13 protein-coding genes are annotated in these 16924 nt (G+C 50.4%); 8 read left to right on the top strand and 5 right to left on the bottom strand.

The window, feature by feature from the left end; genetic code table 11:
- Nucleotides 1-442 precede the first annotated feature (442 nt).
- The gene (locus ACEYDX_RS08775; RefSeq protein ID WP_373741640.1) at nt 443-613 is read right to left on the bottom strand and encodes a hypothetical protein; all 171 of its coding nucleotides are present in this window, start codon (nt 611-613) and stop codon (nt 443-445) included.
- Nucleotides 614-1011: 398 nt separating this feature from the next.
- Here ACEYDX_RS08775 and ACEYDX_RS08770 point away from each other — a divergent pair, with 398 nt between their 5' ends.
- A complete protein-coding gene (locus tag ACEYDX_RS08770) occupies nt 1012-2322 on the top strand; it encodes a TolC family outer membrane protein (protein WP_373741639.1) in 1311 nt (436 codons plus the stop codon).
- A gap of 477 nt (nt 2323-2799) precedes the next feature.
- Here ACEYDX_RS08770 and ACEYDX_RS08765 read toward each other — a convergent pair whose 3' ends face one another.
- Entirely contained in the window at nt 2800-4806 is a 2007-nt protein-coding gene (locus ACEYDX_RS08765) for a BCCT family transporter (RefSeq protein ID WP_373741638.1), read from the bottom strand.
- A gap of 540 nt (nt 4807-5346) precedes the next feature.
- Complete coding sequence (locus tag ACEYDX_RS08760) at nt 5347-6039, bottom strand: YggS family pyridoxal phosphate-dependent enzyme (protein WP_373741637.1); 693 nt, start codon at nt 6037-6039, stop codon at nt 5347-5349.
- 223 nt (nt 6040-6262) lie between these two features.
- Between ACEYDX_RS08760 and ACEYDX_RS08755 the strand changes: the two genes are divergently transcribed.
- The 3 genes from ACEYDX_RS08755 (at nt 6263) to ACEYDX_RS08745 (ending at nt 10541) form a co-directional block, all read left to right on the top strand.
- Complete coding sequence (locus tag ACEYDX_RS08755) at nt 6263-7300, top strand: type IV pilus twitching motility protein PilT (protein WP_373741636.1); 1038 nt, start codon at nt 6263-6265, stop codon at nt 7298-7300.
- 236 nt (nt 7301-7536) lie between these two features.
- On the top strand, nt 7537-8760 hold the full coding sequence (locus tag ACEYDX_RS08750; protein WP_373741635.1) for a PilT/PilU family type 4a pilus ATPase: 1224 nt from the start codon (nt 7537-7539) through the stop codon (nt 8758-8760).
- Nucleotides 8761-8879: 119 nt separating this feature from the next.
- Nucleotides 8880-10541: a von Willebrand factor type A domain-containing protein gene (locus tag ACEYDX_RS08745; RefSeq protein WP_373741634.1), complete on the top strand. Its 1662-nt coding sequence runs from the start codon at nt 8880-8882 to the stop codon at nt 10539-10541.
- Between the two features lie 84 nt (nt 10542-10625).
- Here ACEYDX_RS08745 and ACEYDX_RS08740 read toward each other — a convergent pair whose 3' ends face one another.
- Nucleotides 10626-10877, bottom strand: coding sequence for a helix-turn-helix domain-containing protein (locus ACEYDX_RS08740; RefSeq protein WP_373741633.1), 252 nt, complete (start codon nt 10875-10877; stop codon nt 10626-10628).
- A 75-nt stretch (nt 10878-10952) separates the two neighbouring features.
- Here ACEYDX_RS08740 and dndC point away from each other — a divergent pair, with 75 nt between their 5' ends.
- The 4 genes from dndC to ACEYDX_RS08720 are packed head-to-tail and all read left to right on the top strand — an operon-like array spanning nt 10953 to nt 15957.
- On the top strand, nt 10953-12101 hold the full coding sequence (gene dndC / locus ACEYDX_RS08735) for a DNA phosphorothioation system sulfurtransferase DndC (RefSeq protein ID WP_373741632.1): 1149 nt from the start codon (nt 10953-10955) through the stop codon (nt 12099-12101).
- Complete coding sequence (locus ACEYDX_RS08730; protein WP_303090488.1) at nt 12098-12319, top strand: DNA modification system-associated small protein; 222 nt, start codon at nt 12098-12100, stop codon at nt 12317-12319. The genes dndC and ACEYDX_RS08730 overlap by 4 nt, the downstream gene beginning before the upstream one ends.
- Before the next feature lie 3 nt (nt 12320-12322).
- Nucleotides 12323-14371, top strand: coding sequence for an AAA family ATPase (locus ACEYDX_RS08725; RefSeq protein ID WP_312265609.1), 2049 nt, complete (start codon nt 12323-12325; stop codon nt 14369-14371).
- A gap of 11 nt (nt 14372-14382) precedes the next feature.
- Nucleotides 14383-15957, top strand: coding sequence for an FtsK/SpoIIIE domain-containing protein (locus tag ACEYDX_RS08720; RefSeq protein WP_373741631.1), 1575 nt, complete (start codon nt 14383-14385; stop codon nt 15955-15957).
- Nucleotides 15958-16028: 71 nt separating this feature from the next.
- Here the strand turns inward: ACEYDX_RS08720 and metG are convergent.
- Nucleotides 16029-16924, bottom strand: an 896-nt coding sequence (metG, locus tag ACEYDX_RS08715) for a methionine--tRNA ligase subunit beta (protein WP_373741630.1), incomplete at its 5' end; no start/stop codon positions are given.

Below are 16924 nucleotides of genomic sequence, written 5' to 3'. Positions count from 1 at the left end.
CTTAAAATAAAGATAAAAATTTAAAAATAATTCAGATTAGAAAACTAGTAGCTGTTACCAGTAAATACCGAAATCAAAGCCGAAAAGGGTAACACCAGCACGTCCTGCACCTGTTACTGCTTCCAGTTCATTCAGATTCAATTCTTTCATAATATACTCCTTAAAATAATAAATTAAAAATAAATGACCTATGTCATTTTAGTAAAAATAAAAGAAATTATATATCTCTTTTATTAATTTCAGACAGGAGAGACAAAAAAATCAAACAATTCATTTCTCCCGTCTAAATATAGATTAAATCTTCTCAATCCGAATAAGCCAAAGCTATTCGACGCGGATAAAATCCAAATTGCTCAGGAATCCAAACGTCGCCGCCCGAAACCTGTTCCAATTCTTTCAAACCCAAAGGTTTCATAACAATCTTTTCTTATCTAAATAAGGGTTAGTTGTTGGTTACAGCATCAACAATGTTTTTAAAAGTACCGTCAACACCGTTACCGTTCGACAAACTATCTAAGAATGCATTCCAGCCATCTTTCACATCTTTTGTAAAATCATTCCAGTCATAACCACCGGCCACTTGTTCCAATTCATGCTGTTTCAAAGGTTTCATCATAAACTCCTTAATAAAATATTAAATGTTTATCGTATGCTGAATTTCAGGCATCGATGTACTGTAAGGCAGTTGTTTTCCGATTTCGTTCCCCGCGTTCGGGTTATTTTTCCGAAAAGACGGTTTAAGTTTCTTCTATCGCATGGTCATGTTTGTTTTGAAAATTTCATAATAAAATCAATAATATTTCTCAAAAGGTGCAACATATCGGGTTTTAGGACAGTGTAGCACAACATGGTCATGTTAAATTATTTTTATGGTTATTATTTTTCATGGAAATTTAAGTATGTTTACGTTAACCCGAAACGGGTTTGTTTCTGCCTGTTTCGGCAGGGTTGCAAACTAATCGGAAAAAATACGCTCTAAACAGGTATGTTCAACCTGTAATCTTATTTGCCATGTCGAAATTCAAAACCATACCGTTCATCTTTTCCCTTACCTGTGCCGCGATGCCTGCCGCACACGCTTTTACGCTGGCCGATGCTTGGCAGGCCGCTCTGAATTATTCCGCCGATTTTTCCGCTGCGAAAAACGAGCGGGATGCGGAAGCGGAAAAGAAAAACCAGGCACGGGCGGAGTTGCTGCCGCAGATTACGGCCAACGGCAATTACCAGAGACAGCCGCAATCGCTGTCATCCACCACCCAGTCGGTCGGCTGGGATGTGCAGGCGCGGCAGGTATTGTTTGATAAAAGCCGTTTTTCCCAATATAAGCAGGGCAAGCTGGCGGCCCAGATGGCGGATATCCGTTTGGAAGGCAATGAGGACAAGCTGCGGATGGATGTGGCGAAGGCCTATTTCGATGTTTTGCTCAACCGCGACAAACTGGAAGCGATAAAGGAAGAGAAGGCCGCCTATTCCCAGCAATACAAACGGGCGCAGGAAATGTTCAAACAGGGCGCGGCAACGGTGTTGGACACCAAAGAAGCGGAAGCCGGGTTTGACTCCGCTTTGGCCAAAGAAGTCGATACCTATAATAAGCTGTTGGTGGCCAACGAAACTTTGGCCAACCTGACCGGCTTGGATCCTGCCGAAATCAGCCCGATTAAGGGCGGCAAAATTCCCGCCGACCTTTTGGGCGAGACTTCGGAACAGGATTGGCAGGCTTTGGCGGAATCCAACAATCCCGAATGGCGGTTGCAGCGTAAAACGCTGGAAAACGCTGCCGAAGGGCTGAAAGCGGCGAAAAGCGGACGCTGGCCGACACTTACGCTTTCCGGCGGCTATCAGGACAACCACAACACCTACGGCGGCGGTGCGGGCGATATGAAATACCGCAGCAAGGGTTCGACAGTCGGCCTGCAACTGAGCATGCCGCTGTTTACGGGCGGACGGCTGTCCAGCCAAGTGCGTGAAGCCGCATCGCGCGAGATGCAGAACAAAGATTTGCTGACGGCAACGGAGCGCAATGTGCGGCTGGCGGTGAAACAGGCTTATGAAAACACACGCGGCGGCCGGATGCAGGCGATGGCGCAGCAGCGGCTGCTGGACAGCAACAAAGCCAAGCTGGAGGCCACGCAGATCGGCCGTCAGGTAGGAGTGCGCAACAATCTGGAAGAGATGCAGGCGCAGCAGGCGATGGCCGACGCAGCGCAAAAACTGGCCGAGGCGAAATACACCTATATCCAGTCTTATCTGCAACTGTTGCAGAGCGCAGGCGTGTTGGACAATGAAAACCGGATTCGGCAGGTGAGTTTGGCGTTGTTCTGAAGAAATGTGGTAACGGATACGGATGTACAAACAAAAAAAGGCCGTCTGAAAAATGTTTCAGACGGCCTTGTTATGTTTAGAAGTTACTAATACCAGCCCCACTCATCAAAAAGTCTATTGAGAAAGCAACCCCCACAAATTACCCTACCACCTCCGGAAACCTGCTCCAAATCCACTTTGTTCAATTCTTTCATAACAATCTCCATAAATAAAAATAAAAAATACATTTGAATTAAGCATACGTATCAACATAATACTTAGGAAAGTAGACAGGCGCGCCCATATTTGGTTTCAGCGTTTTGTGTTAAAAAACAGAATATTGGGTTGAAGTTAGCAACGGCTTGTACAGGATGAAATCATTTCAATATCCGTTTGGGAATGCGTGACAATCTCGTCATAACGCATCAGGAAACGAAAAGGCCGTCTGAAAAGGTTTTCAGACGGCCTTTGCGGTAAATAGCCTTGCAAAAAACAGGTCTAAGTCATTTCGTTAATCATCAGCTCGTGCGCATGGTCCATGGCCAGGTTCATGTAGCGTTCGTATTGTTTCAGCACGTCGGCGATGAGTTCTTCCTTGGTCATGTACTGCACGTCGTAACCTTCGCGTCCGTCGAGAAAATAGCTCAGGGGTTCGTAGACGCGGTCGGTGTCGATGTGGGGCAGGTTGCTGTCTTCCACCACCAAAGGCGAAAGGTAGCGGGGTTTGCATTCGATGCCGTACAGGAAATTGCGCATATTGTCGTTGGTGATGACGAATTCGATTTGCAGGTATTTGCCTTCGTTGTACTGCCAGTGGGCGGTCAGGCCGTGGCGGATGAATTCGGCGGTGAGTGCTTCAAACGCAGGTTCGGCGGTGTTTCGGATAAAGGCGTGCACGTCGGTTTTTTTCGGCTGGGTGATGATTTGCGCCAAGCGTTCCTTCCAGCGTTGCCCCGTCCAAAACTGGCTGCCTTGTGTGAATTCCTTACTGAAATACTGGCTGTCCACCATCAGGCCGCGCCAAAGGCCGAAGCAGAGCATCAGCATGATGACGGTGAAGGGCAGGGCGATGATGAGGGTCATGGTCTGCAGGGCGGAAAGGCCGTCTGAACGCAGCAGCGACAGGGTCAGCACCACCAGCAGCACCGCCCAAAACACGCTCTGCCATTTGGCCGCACGGTCTTCGCCCTGCGCGGCGATGTTGTTGATGACGAAGATGCCCGAGTCGGCGGAAGTTACGAAAAATATCGAAATCACGGCCATGGCGAGTACGGACGCGGCATCGCCCATCGGCAGGAATTCGAAAAAGCGGAACAGCATCGCATCGGTGTTGTTTTGCAGGGCGGCGAGCGCACCGCCGCTTTGGCCGTCAATCCAGATGGCGGTGCCGCCGAACACAGTCATCCATAAGATATTGAACAGCGACGGGATAAACAGCACACCCAATACGAATTCGCGGATGGTGCGGCCTTTGGAGATTTTGGCGATAAACATGCCCACAAACGGCGCCCACGATACCCACCACGACCAATACAAAACCGTCCAACTGCTCAGCCAGCCCTGTTTTTCCGGTTCGTAGGCAAAGGTGCGGAAGCTGGTTTCCAGCAGGTTGCTGAAATAATAGCCGATGTTTTCGGTATAACCCGACAGCAGCAGCAGCGTCGGCCCTGCGGCGGTTACGAACACCAGCAGCGCAAAAGCCATATAGAGATTCGTTTCGCTCAGAATCCGCACGCCTTTGGCCACGCCCGAAATCGCCGAAAATGCGGCCAAACCCATCAGCGTAACCATAATGGCCGTCTGAATGCCTGGCCCCGTTCCGCTTATCCAGCCCAGATTGTTCAGGCCGGCGGTAAGCTGCAACGCGCCGAAACCCAAAGTGGTGGACAGGCCGAAAATCGTGCTGCACAGGGCCACCACATCGATGGCATGCCCCCAGAAGCCCGAAATCCTGTTTTTCAGCAGCGGATAAAAACCCGAACGGATGGTCAGCGGCAGCTTGTAGCGGAAACCGAAATACGCCAGCGCCAAACCGATAACCGCATAAATCGACCACGCATGAATGCCCCAGTGATACGACGACATCAGCATTGCCTCTTTAAACCGTTCCGCGTCAGACAGCCCCGTCTGCACCGGTTTCAGATAATGCAGCATCGGTTCGGCCACGCCGAAATACATCAGGCCGATGCCCATGCCCGCCGCAAACAGCATCGCCGACCACGACCAAAACGAAAATTCCGGTGCATCGTTGTCGTTGCCCAGCTTTACATCGCCCAAGCTGCTGACGCACAAAAACACCAAAAACAGAAAAAACAGCGACACGGCAAACAGGTAAAACCAACTGAAATTGGCAAACACACCCAGTTTCGCCACATCAAACACCGCCTGAGCGTGTTTCGGCCACACGCTGCAATACAGCGTAACCGCCGCGATAAACACCACCGACGGCAGGAAAATCGACGCCTTGAGCGTGGTCGAAGCGCGGAGTTTGTTAAAAAAGTCCATATGAAATCCTCCTTGAAGTACAGGACGCCCGAACCGCACCGCGGCTTCCGCAAACCTTTTCCGGCTACGGCGGATAAAGGGTTGCAGAAAACGGATGCATGTTAAAAACAGACGGAACGCCCTAAAGCTTTCCCCGACGGCAACAGGCCGTCTGAACCTGCCGCAGCGGCAGGAACAGGAAAACAAACGGGTTTGGAAGCAACCGCTCTTTGCGGCGGCATGAATACCTGCAAACAAAAAAAGACGTATCGACCCCGCAGGGTAGGATTGAGCAAACCTTTGAAAACAAAGGTTTGATTCGGACGGGTTCGGCTATGGCAAACCCGAAAAGAGAACATTTAGAGTAAGTATATCAAAAATCGGGATAATGCCCAAACCACAGGCCGTCTGAAAACGGTTTTCAGACGGCCTATGGTTTGGCAGTCAGCACGGTTCGTTTCATACGCGGAACGTAACCGTGCAAACGGCTGTAATGGAACCGTATATTCAAAGGCCGTCTGAAAATATTTTCAGACGGCCTTCCATCCACTCCCGATTTTCTCAACCGTAATCTCGCCCGCCGAATACCGCCGTGCCGACCCGCACATGGGTGGCGCCGCATGCGACGGCCTGCTGCATATCCGCCGTCATGCCCATCGACAGCACGTCCGCAGCCACGCCCGCCGCGTTCAAATCGGCCAGCAATGCCTGCATCCGCCGGAACTGCCGGCGCAATGCTTCGTCGTCCGCCCCCGCTTCGGCCACGCACATGAAACCGCGCACGGTCAGGTTAGGCAACTTGGCGGTTTCCGCCGCCAAGGCCACGGCCGATTCGGGCGGCACGCCGTGTTTGGCCGCTTCGCCCGCAATGTTCACTTCGATGCACACCTGCAACGGCGGCATTTCAGACGGCCTCTGCGCGCTGAGCCGCTGCGCCGTTTTCAGACGGCCTACGGTGTGCACCCAATGCGCGCGTTCGGCCACATAGCGGGTTTTGTTCGACTGTACGTCGCCGATAACGTGCCAGACGATGTCGGGCAAATCGGCGAGCGCATCGGTTTTGGCCAGCCATTCCTGAATGTAGTTTTCACCGAAATCGCGGCATCCTGCGGCATACACTTCGCGGATGTCGGCTGCGGGAAAGGTTTTGGACACGGCAACGAGTTTCACGCTGCCGTTTTCGCGGCCCGCCGCGGCTTCGGCGTTGCGGATGCCGAGCAATACGTTGCGGTAATTCTGTTGCAATCGGGTCATGGTTCTTTTCCTAAATTTGCGGTTTTACGCAATTTCTTAAAATTTCGCTTGGTCGGCGGTGTTTATCTCTTTAAAATAAATGCCCTGACTATCGCCCGCAATACAGAAGCCTGTCGTCGGCTTTCCGGGCGGAACGGGGATTGCGGCCGCAGATTTTGCACAGGCCGTCTGAAAAGCCCCGTTCCCGAACCATTCTAAACAACTTTAACAACAAAGGCACATTATGCAGATTACCGACTTACTCGCATTCGGCGTGAAAAACAAAGCCTCCGACCTTCATTTAAGCTCGGAAATGTCCCCCATGATACGCGTGCACGGCGACATCCGCCGCATCAACCTGCCCGAAATGAGCCCCGAAGAAGTGGGCAACATGGTGACTTCGGTGATGAACGACCACCAGCGCAAGCTGTTCCAGCAGGATTTGGAAGTGGACTTTTCGTTCGAACTGCCCAACGTGGCGCGTTTCCGTGTCAACGCATTCACCTCCAACCGCGGCCCCGCCGCCGTGTTCCGTACCATTCCGAGCACCGTGCTGACGCTGGAAGATCTCAAAGCCCCGCGCATTTTCCAGAAAATCGCCGACAACCCGCGCGGTCTGGTTTTGGTAACCGGCCCCACCGGTTCGGGCAAATCCACCACGCTGGCGGCAATGATCAACTACATCAACGAAACCCAGCCCGCCCACGTTCTCACCATCGAAGACCCCATCGAGTTCGTCCACCAAAGCAAAAAAGCCCTGATCAACCAGCGCGAACTGCACCAACACACCCACAGCTTCGCCAACGCGCTCAAATCCGCGCTGCGCGAAGACCCCGACGTGATTCTGGTGGGCGAGATGCGCGACCCCGAAACCATCGGCCTCGCGCTCACCGCCGCCGAAACCGGCCACTTGGTGTTCGGCACGCTGCACACCACCGGCGCGGCCAAAACGGTTGACCGTATCGTCGACGTATTCCCCGCAGGCGAAAAAGAAATGGTGCGCTCGATGCTGTCCGAATCGCTGCGTGCGGTGATTTCGCAAACCCTGCTGAAAACCAAAGACGGCAACGGCCGCGTGGCCGCGCACGAAATCCTGGTGTCCACCGCCGCCGTGCGCAACCTCATCCGCGAAAACAAAATCGCCCAAATCAACTCGGCCCTGCAAACCGGCCAGGCCCACGGCATGCAGACGCTCGACCAATCGCTGCAAGCCCTGCTGCGCCAAGGCGTTATCAGCCCCGAAGTGGCGCGCAGCAAAGCGCAAAACGCAGACTTGCTGTAAAACCGGGCAGGCAGAAAGTTTTCAGACGGCCTTGGAAACGGTTAGACGGTTAGCCCAAAACCAATCGTCAAGCGCCCGGCCGATGCCGTCTGAAATCCTAGTCTTAGTCTGAAATCCAATAAAGAACAGATTGCAGGCATCCAAACACCGGTTTAAGACGCAACCGTATTGAAGGCCGTCTGAAAACACCGTCCGGCCAACCCGACAACAAACAAAACAACAGAAACGAGAACATTATGAGCGACCAAAACGCCTTGCACGGCCTGCTTGCCGAAATGGTTCAGGCCTATTCCGACAAACAGAAACACCACATCCCCACCCCCGCCGAAATCGGTTCCCACCTGCACCCTATTCTCGACAGAATGTGCGCCGAAGCCGAAGCCAAAGGCGCGTCCGACATCTTCATCAGCGCAGGCTTCCCGCCCGCAATGAAAGTCGGCGGCACGCTGACCCCCATGCCCCACAAAGCACTCAACGGTGCCGACACCGCCGCCATCGTCGAGTCCACCATGAACACCGACCAGCTCGAGCAGTTCGCCAAACAACTGGAAATCAACTACTCCGTACAGTCGCGCAGCAACACCCGCTACCGCGTCAACGCCTACCGCGAACAAGGCCGCGTCGGCATGGTACTGCGCCGCATCAACCAGAAAATCCCCGACATGGGCACACTCGGCCTGCCCGACAAACTGCACGAACTCGCGCTGACCCCCCGCGGCATGCTGATTCTCGCCGGCCCCACCGGTTCGGGCAAATCCACCACCATGGCCTCCATGCTCGACTACCGCAACCAAAAAGTCGCCGGCCACGTCGTTACCATCGAAGACCCCATCGAATACATCTACCAGCCCCGCCGCTGCATCTTTACCCAGCGCGAAGTCGGCATCGACACGTCCGACTGGAAAATCGCCGTACAAAGCGCCATGCGCCAAGCCCCCGATGTCGTATGTATCGGCGAAGTCCGCAGCGAAGCCAGCATGGAATACGCCATGCAGCTCGCCCAAACCGGCCACCTGTGCGTATTCACCATCCACGCCAACAACGCATCGCAAGCCATCGAAAGGATTGTGAACTTCTATGGCGAAGAACGGAAACAGCAGGTACTGATGGATTTGGCGCTCAACCTGACCGCCATCGTCGGCCAACGCCTGGCCGTGAAGAAAAACAAACAGCGAACCGCCGCCATCGACCTGCTCATCAACACCCCTGCCGTACAGGACACCATCTTCAAAGGCGACCTGATGGAACTGCGCAACCTGATGACCCGCTCCACCACCGACGGCATGCAAACCTTCGACCAACACCTGCTCAAACTCTACACCGAAGGCCACATCGAATACAGCGAAGCCCTGCGCCAAGCCGAATCCGCCAACGACCTGCGCCTCGCCATCCAATTGCACGAAGAAGGCGGCAACACCGACAAACTGTTCGACCGCATCAGCGATTTGAATCTGATGTAACCCGCATTCCGCACATCAAAAGGCCGTCTGAAAATATTTTTCAGACGGCCTCAATGTATGCACACTCCCAACCTTTTATATGCTATCGTAAACTTTTTCCAACCTTCCGGAGCAGAACCATGTTTCCCCGCCGATTTGCCGTTTCCGCTTTAACCTCCGCCCTGTTTTTAGCGGCCTGTTCAAGCCCCGCGCCCGATGCCGCCGAAACCGTCAACAACCATATCGGAGAGCCGCAAGCCGCTGCCGTACCGCAGGCCGCAATGCGCAGCAAGGCAGTAGCACCGATGATGGATGCCCGCGCCGGTATCGGCGGCAAAACGGTCATGATTACCATGCCTGTTCCAGAAAGCATGCGCCCTGTTCAAAACACCGAAAAATACGGCGAAATCCAAACCAATCCCGTGCATGCCGTGGCGCAAACCCCCGTTTCCACCTTCAGCATCGATGTCGATACCGGCAGCTACGCCAACGTGCGCCGTTTCCTGAACGATGGCCGTTTGCCGCCCGCCGATGCGGTGCGGGTGGAAGAAATCATCAATTATTTCGACTACCGCTACCCGCAGCCGACCGGCGGCAAACCGTTTGCCGTCCACACCGAAACCGTGGTCTCACCGTGGCAGGAAAACGCCGAAATCATCAAAATCGGCATACAGGCCAAAGATTTGGCACAAAAATCCCTGCCGCCTGCCAATCTCGTTTTTCTGGTGGATGTATCCGGCAGCATGAATGCGGAAAACAAGCTGCCGCTGGTCAAACAAACCCTGCGTCTCTTAACCGAACAGCTCCGCCCGCAAGACAAAGTAACCCTGATTACCTACGCCGCAGGCGAAAAAGTGGTACTGCCGCCGACCTCGGGTAAAGAAAAAGACACCATACTCCGCGCAATCAACGAATTGCAGGCAGGCGGTGCGACAGCGGGAGAACGAGCGATTCAGACGGCCTATAAAGAAGCGCAGAAAGCCTATGTCAAAAACGGCATCAACCGCATCCTTCTGGCCACCGACGGCGATTTCAACGTCGGCATCACCGACTTCAATACCTTAAAAAGCATGGTTGCCGAAAAACGCAAATCCGGCATCTCGCTCACCACCCTCGGCTTCGGTACAGGCAACTACAACGAACACCTGATGGAGCAGCTTGCCGACGCGGGCGACGGCAATTACAGCTACATCGACAACAGAAACGAAGCCAAAAAAGTATTGCAGCGCCAGCTTACATCCACTTTGGCAACCGTGGCACAAGACGTGAAAATCCAAGTCGAATTCAATCCCGCCGCCGTTAAGGAATACCGCCTGATCGGCTACGAAAACCGCGCACTCAAGCAGGAAGACTTCAACAACGACAAAGTTGACGCAGGCGACATCGGCGCCGGCCACAGCGTAACCGCACTCTACGAAATCATTCCCGCCGGTAAAAAAGGCTGGCTGGCCGAATCACGCTATCAAGCCACCCCAAAAGTTTCAGACGGCCTTAGCAACGAATACGCCTTCGTCAAACTGCGCTACAAACTGCCCGGCCAAAACCAAAGCATACTCATCAGCCAGCCCGTTGCCAAAGGTAGTAAGCCCCTGTCTCAGGCATCTGCAGACACCCGTCTTGCACTGGCCGCCGCATCCTACGGCCAACAGCTCCGCGGCGGCCAATACAGCGGTAAAACCGATTGGAACGGTATCCTCTCCCTGGCGCAATCCGCAGCCAACCCTGACCCCTACGGACTGCGTGAAGAATTCGTGGAACTCGTCAAAACCGCCAAAAGCCTGAGTGCGAAAAAACCCGAATAACAAGCAAATAAAGGCAGATGAAGAAAGGCCGTCTGGAAATCTTTCAGACGGCCTGAAACCTCTGTCACTATAATCCATTACATCTTATTTTCTTCTTTCAATTATAGTTCTCAGCACATTTGATGCATCCCATTCCAAACCTTTGCAATATTCTACAAACTCAAATATGTCTAATCGCCTGTCTCCCGTTTCTACCTTACCCACAAAAGAATGAATCACATTCAGTCTATCGGCCAAAGCACGTTGCGACAAACCCAGTTCCAGCCGGCGTTGGATTAGGATTTGCCGCAGATACATATGTTCGTCGGAATGAACGGAAAGGCGCAGGTTTGTCATTGCACCGATTTTAGGTACAATACTATTTGCACCTGTTTTAGGTGCAAATCAATATTTTAACTATCAGCCGAATTAATGACAGCCATCCCCATTCTCCTTGAAACACCATTTGACGTTATCCATAACGGAATAATCGACGAGTATCTCAGTAAAGCGCAGAGTTATCCGTGGATTGTTACTTTTTCTGGAGGCAAAGACAGTACTTTAGTCGCCCATCTTGTATTTGAAGCGCTACTGGAGCTCCCCCCCAGTTTGCGACAAAGACAAGTTTATTTCGTTTCCAATGATACGTTGGTTGAAAGCCCTCTTGTGGTGAAGCATATGCGCGGCACTTTAGAAAAAATTCTAAATGCCGCGCAAATATATAAACTACCTGTTAACGGGCGTGTAACTACGCCGAAAATTTCTGAAACCTTTTGGACGCTGTTAATTGGCAAAGGTTACCCATCACCCAATCGTAATATGCGCTGGTGTACTGACCGCCTCAAAATCGAACCGACCAGCACATTCATTAAAGAAACTGTTGATGCTAATGGTGCGGCCATTATTGTTTTAGGTGTCCGCAAAGATGAATCCTCTACCCGAAAAGCCAGTATCGACAGCCATAAAAATATCGGCAACACCAACCTCACACCACATGGCAGCTTACAAAATGCCTTTGTTTACCGACCTATTGTTGATTTGTCTACCGACGATGTTTGGGAATTTCTTGCATCCCACAACCCGCCATGGGGCGGTACGCACAGCGAACTAATCAAACTTTACCGCGAAGCGGCGGGGGGTGAATGCCCAATTGTATTATCACAGGAGGAAGCGCCGGGCTGCGGCACCAACTCCAGCCGCTTTGGCTGCTGGACGTGTACTGTAGTCAATAAAGATAAAAGCCTGCAAGGTTTTGTGGATGTAGGCAAAACCGAATATCAACCGCTGCTTGAATTTCGCGATTGGTTGGTAGAAATCCGCAACAAGCCTGAATACCGCCAAGTTGAACGGCGCAACGGTACGGTAACCATTAAAGGAGGCAAACATATTCCCGGCCCGTTTACGGTGGAAGCACGGCAGATGATTTTGCGGCGGCTGCTCGACATTCAGACAATCTACGGCAGCGAACTGATTTCCCAGGAAGAAATCGATTTGATTAAACAGATTTGGGCAGAAGATTTGATTCAGTTACACAGTAAGAAAAAACTGTCTGGAAACATTTTGATAAAGGAAAACCAATGACTCCCGAAACACAAGAACAAATTAGTGATTTGCTGCTGTGGAGCGATAAAGAATCGCATGAAATTTTAAAAAAGGTAGCCACCGAACACGGCATAGAAATCGATGCCTTGGCCGATTTGGTAGCTTGGGAGCGCGAAGAGCTCGAAAGCATACGCCGTCGCCAAATGAATGCAACTTTTGATGAAATTTTTGATAACGAACACTACTGGAGAAAATAAGGCATGTGGATCAGCAAAATCAAACTAAAAAATTTTAAATCCTATGCCGATGCAGAATTTACGTTTCCCGAGCCATCGGATAATAAAAACATTGTACTTATCGGTGCACAAAACGGTCACGGCAAAACAACCTTGTTAGAGGCAATTTATTTGTCACTCTACGACAAAGACGCGGTTAGCTATTTCAAACGTGCCGGTTTGAGCAGTGATGAGGTTTTATACCCGCGCTTTTTGAGCCAAGCTCTTTTTCATGAAGCAAACGACCGCTTTGGTTTGTATCAAATGGAACTGGAAATCGAAATAATGCAGCGCAAGCGTGGCCAGTTGGTTGGCTTGAGAATTGGCCGCAAATGGTTTTTCAACCGCAACCGAGAATGGGACGGTAGCAATAATGAAGTACGCGCCAGCCTGATTTCAGACTGCCGCGAACAGCCGATAGCCGAAGAAGAAATTAAACATTACCTCAATGATTACGCCTTACCTTTTGATTACGCACCTTATTTCTTTTTTGACGGCGAGAAAATCAGCCAAATGGCCAAAGGTTCGGTCAGTGGTGCCGGCGAATGGTTGGGGCTGGCTTTACAAGGTTTACTAGGTGTGCATTTATTAGGCCGTTTGAAAGATGATTTGAAACGCTATCGCACAAGTTTAATCAGCGCAAATGCTTCGCAGCGTGCAGTACAAGATTTGCAGAAAGCCGAAAAAGAGCTTTCACAGTTGGAAACTTTATATGGCATTTTGAAAGAACAATTAGAAGATGCATTAGCTGAAAAGCGGAATTTAGAAGAACAATTTGAAGAGTTGACTGCCCAACTTGGCGGCGGTTCGGATATTGAAACATCAAAAGATTTACTGGCAAGAAAAGAAAATCTCATTAAAAGGCGCGAAAATTTGCGCAATACAGTTCAGCATGCAGTATTAGCTTTACCTTTGGCTTTATTGCCATCTGAACGTTTAGAAAAAATTTCCAATACTCTGACTGCCGATTTAAACCGTTTAAACCATGAAGCAGGCCGTAACCAGGTTTCTTCACGCCTAGAGGATTTTTGGCAGACTTTTGTCGGCAGCGATAAAGTTAAGGAAGTATTGGGGCGTTCAGCAGAAGTGATTCTGCAAGACCCGTTAATGAAAGAAGCGGTTGATGATTGTTGGAAACGGCTATTTTATCCCTTGCCACCGAATTGTGCCGACCCTATTCAGCACAATTATCTTTCCCAACAAGCAATTGCCAAAATCCAAGGCGAAATTGACAACCTTACAACTATATCGTCTGAAAAAATTGAAGATGTTTTGGCGGAAATCAACATTATCGAACATGAAGAAAAGCAGCTTGATACGCGTTTAGAAATTTTACGCCATTCCAATCATGAAGATTTAATAGAACAGTTAAAAACCGTACAGCAAGATTTGAATGAAAGCACAAATAAGGTCGGCCAATGCGAATCCAATGCAAACCGCCAGCGTATGCAGATGGAGCGCAAACAGCAAGATGTCGAACGCTTACGTAGCGAAATTGAGAGAAACAATCCAAAACTGCTGAAATCAAAGCGGGCGGAAAAAGTCGGCCATATGATTGAAGCCTTAAGCAAGGAATTGCTGAAACAGAAAAACGAGCTTTTAAGTGAGGCGGCCACACGGATTAACCACGAACTTTATACTGACGAGCGCATTCACAAAATCCATATCAACGACAACGGCAAAATGGCCTTGTTCGGCCGAAACGGTGCGGAGTTTAACGGCGCATTATCTGCAGGCCAGATGCAGATTCTGATTATGTCGCTGGTATCAGCTTTGGCAGAAGTAACGCGCTATCAAGCACCATTTGTAATTGATACACCGCTAGCACGTTTGGACAATCAACGCCGCAACAATCTATTCCGCCATTGGGCGAAACTGAATCAGCAGGTGATTTTGCTATCTCAGGATGCCGAAGTAACCCCTGCAATTAAAGAATCATTACAGGCTTATGTCAGCAAAACTTATCTAGTGAAAGCCGATATTTTGGACAGCGTTGGCGCACGCTCTAATATTACTGAGAACGCTTATTTTTAAAAGAGAAAACCATGTATCAAATCGAAAACGGCAAGGAATGGGACGAAGAACTCTACCACACACTAATGGATAAACGTATCCGTTCCAGTAAAGAAGCCAAAGATATCAAACAGAAATTGGAATATGAGGGTGCGCTGCCTACTTTACCTAATCATTACGATTGGCTAATGTTGTGTGTGTCCTATTGTTTAATTCATAAATATGGGCAAAATGAGCAACGAAAAATCATACCGGCTCCTGATACGGCAGGTACAGAAATTTCTTCAGGCGGATTTAAAACCGCATTTCAGGAATATCATCATTTGTGGCTGGCGGTATTGAGCGATACTCTGTTTGAAATCAAAGGTAGCCCTTGTACGGCCAATGACTTGGGCGATTATATCCATAACCTTTGGCATACTGGCGCGGTGGAATTGGATAAATTTTGGCAGCGTTGCAAAGAATTTAAGCCGGATTCTGAATTAGCGCAACGGCAGGAGTTTTTAAGTGAGCTGGTGAAAATGGCAGCAAAGAACTCGGAGAAACGTAGAGTGATAAAGTCTCCGAATAGTTTCAGTTCCAGTTCTGATCCAGTAAGGCCGTTGGAAAGCGATTTGGTCCAAACCATGACCAAAGTCCTGCAAAGTATGGGAAAGGGTGTACAGAGGCTGGTATTTCAGGAAAGTGGGGTACGCTATGATTTTTATCTTTTGCAGTTTTCCGAGTACAACGATTGGGACAAAATCCATGAGCGGTTTTGTTCGGCATTGGGCATGGAAGAGAATGCGGTGGTGGCCGAACGCAAAACGGGGTTGTCACACGCTTATAAATTAAAAATCAAACGTCCTGAAAATACTTGGCAGCATTTGGATAAAGTATTTTTGCAGACTGCCTTGCAACAGTACAGCGGTAATGCTGTTCTGCCTTTGTGTTTGGGAGCTGATGAAATAGGTAAGCCTGTATTTGATGATTTGCACAAAGCGCGCCATATTTTGGTGGGTGGTACAACAGGAGCAGGAAAATCTGTGATGGTTCGCACTTTGTTGCACAGTTTGTTTGAGTTAATACCGTCTGAAAAAGCAGAAATCGCTATTTTTGATTCTGCTAATGATTACGCCGTTTTCAAAGACAAGCAGAATTTGTGGAATGGTGAAATTCACGGTAATCGTGATGAAACGCGCGGCTTGTTGGAAACATTTGTCGAAGAAATGGACAACCGTTTAAATATGCTGAAAGAATACAATGCAACAGAAATTCGCTTACTGCCCGAAAATATTCGGCCAAAATATCTGATTATTCTGGTGGAAGAACTGGCTGCTTTGTTGGATAACGATAAAGAAGCGGAAAAGCCATTGGTTCAGCTTTTGCAGGAAGGCCGCAAAACCGGTATCCACCTGATTATGGCAACTCAAGAGCCTGACTCCAAAACATTTAGCGCGCGGCTTCGTGCCAATATTCCAAGCAGAATTGCGTTGAAAGTATCCAAACCAGGTTCCTCGGAAATGATTTTGGGAGAGACTGGTGCCGAAAACCTGCTCGGTAGAGGTGATCATTTAGTTAAATGGGACAACGGCACACCATTTTTCCTACATGGTTTTGATGTGTAAGGTTTATTTGAAACTAAAGGCCGTCTGAAAGTTTTTCAGCCGGCCTTTTTTCATCATTACGCTAACAGGCGTTAACCCACCTTATCCCCCGGCTGCGCGCCTGCATCCACATCCAACAGCTTCAGTTTGCCGTCGGCGGTGGCGGCGGAAAGGATCATGCCTTCGGATACGCCGAATTTGGCCATTTTGCGCGGGGCGAAGTTGGCAACGGCGATGACCATGCGGCCGTTGAGTTCGGCGGGGTTGGGGTAGCTGGCGGCGATGCCGGAGAAAATCACGCGCTGTTCGAAGCCGAAGTCGAGGTCGAATTTCAACAGTTTGGTGCTGCCTTCGACGGCTTGGCAGTTGAGCACTTTGGCCACGCGCATGTCGATTTTCATAAAGTCGTCGAAACCAGCCTGTTCGGCGACGGGGGCGTGTTGGTTGGTTTCGGCCGGTGCGGCTGCGGCAGAGGTCGTCTGAATGCTTTGTTTGTTGGCTTCGATTAAGTTGTCCACTTGTTTTTGCTCCACTCGTTGCATCAGGTGTTCATATTTATTGATGGTGTGTTCGCCCAAGGTTTCGCGGGTATTGGCCCAGGTGATTTCAGGCAGGTTGAGGAATCGGGCGGCGTTTTCGGCCACTTTGGGCAATACCGGCGCGAGGTAGGCGGTGAGCATGGCGAAGGCGTTGATGAGTTCGCTGCACACTTGGTGCAGGCGTTCGCTTTGGCCTTCTTGTTTGGCCAGCTCCCACGGTTTGTTGGCGTCGACGTATTCGTTAACGATGTCGGCCAGCGCCATGATTTCGCGCAGGGCGCGGGCGTATTCGCGGGTTTCGTAGTCGGCGGCGACGGCTTCGGATTGTGCGGCGAGTTTGGCCAGTAATTCGCTGCCGGAAACGTTTTTCAGACGGCCTTCGAAGCGTTTGGCGATAAAGCCGGCGGCATGGGCGGCGATGTTGACGTATTTGCCGACCAAATCGCTGT

The sequence above is a fragment of the Neisseria sp. genome (genome assembly GCF_041804105.1).
Classification (GTDB): Bacteria; Pseudomonadota; Gammaproteobacteria; order Burkholderiales; family Neisseriaceae; genus Neisseria.
The sequence above is the reverse complement of the archived record's forward strand: the minus strand, read 5'-3'. Positions and strand labels throughout refer to the sequence as shown.

Coding starts and splice junctions, on each gene's coding strand:
- ACEYDX_RS08725 (WP_312265609.1), top strand. CDS start 12,323: ATGTGGATCAGCAAAATCAAACTAAAAAATTTTAAATCCTATGCCGAT.
- ACEYDX_RS08730 (WP_303090488.1), top strand. CDS start 12,098: ATGACTCCCGAAACACAAGAACAAATTAGTGATTTGCTGCTGTGGAGC.
- ACEYDX_RS08750 (WP_373741635.1), top strand. CDS start 7,537: ATGAGCGACCAAAACGCCTTGCACGGCCTGCTTGCCGAAATGGTTCAG.
- ACEYDX_RS08775 (WP_373741640.1), bottom strand. CDS start 613: ATGAAACCTTTGAAACAGCATGAATTGGAACAAGTGGCCGGTGGTTAT.
- ACEYDX_RS08770 (WP_373741639.1), top strand. CDS start 1,012: ATGTCGAAATTCAAAACCATACCGTTCATCTTTTCCCTTACCTGTGCC.
- ACEYDX_RS08740 (WP_373741633.1), bottom strand. CDS start 10,877: ATGACAAACCTGCGCCTTTCCGTTCATTCCGACGAACATATGTATCTG.
- ACEYDX_RS08765 (WP_373741638.1), bottom strand. CDS start 4,806: ATGGACTTTTTTAACAAACTCCGCGCTTCGACCACGCTCAAGGCGTCG.
- ACEYDX_RS08760 (WP_373741637.1), bottom strand. CDS start 6,039: ATGACCCGATTGCAACAGAATTACCGCAACGTATTGCTCGGCATCCGC.
- ACEYDX_RS08720 (WP_373741631.1), top strand. CDS start 14,383: ATGTATCAAATCGAAAACGGCAAGGAATGGGACGAAGAACTCTACCAC.
- ACEYDX_RS08755 (WP_373741636.1), top strand. CDS start 6,263: ATGCAGATTACCGACTTACTCGCATTCGGCGTGAAAAACAAAGCCTCC.
- dndC (WP_373741632.1), top strand. CDS start 10,953: ATGACAGCCATCCCCATTCTCCTTGAAACACCATTTGACGTTATCCAT.
- ACEYDX_RS08745 (WP_373741634.1), top strand. CDS start 8,880: ATGTTTCCCCGCCGATTTGCCGTTTCCGCTTTAACCTCCGCCCTGTTT.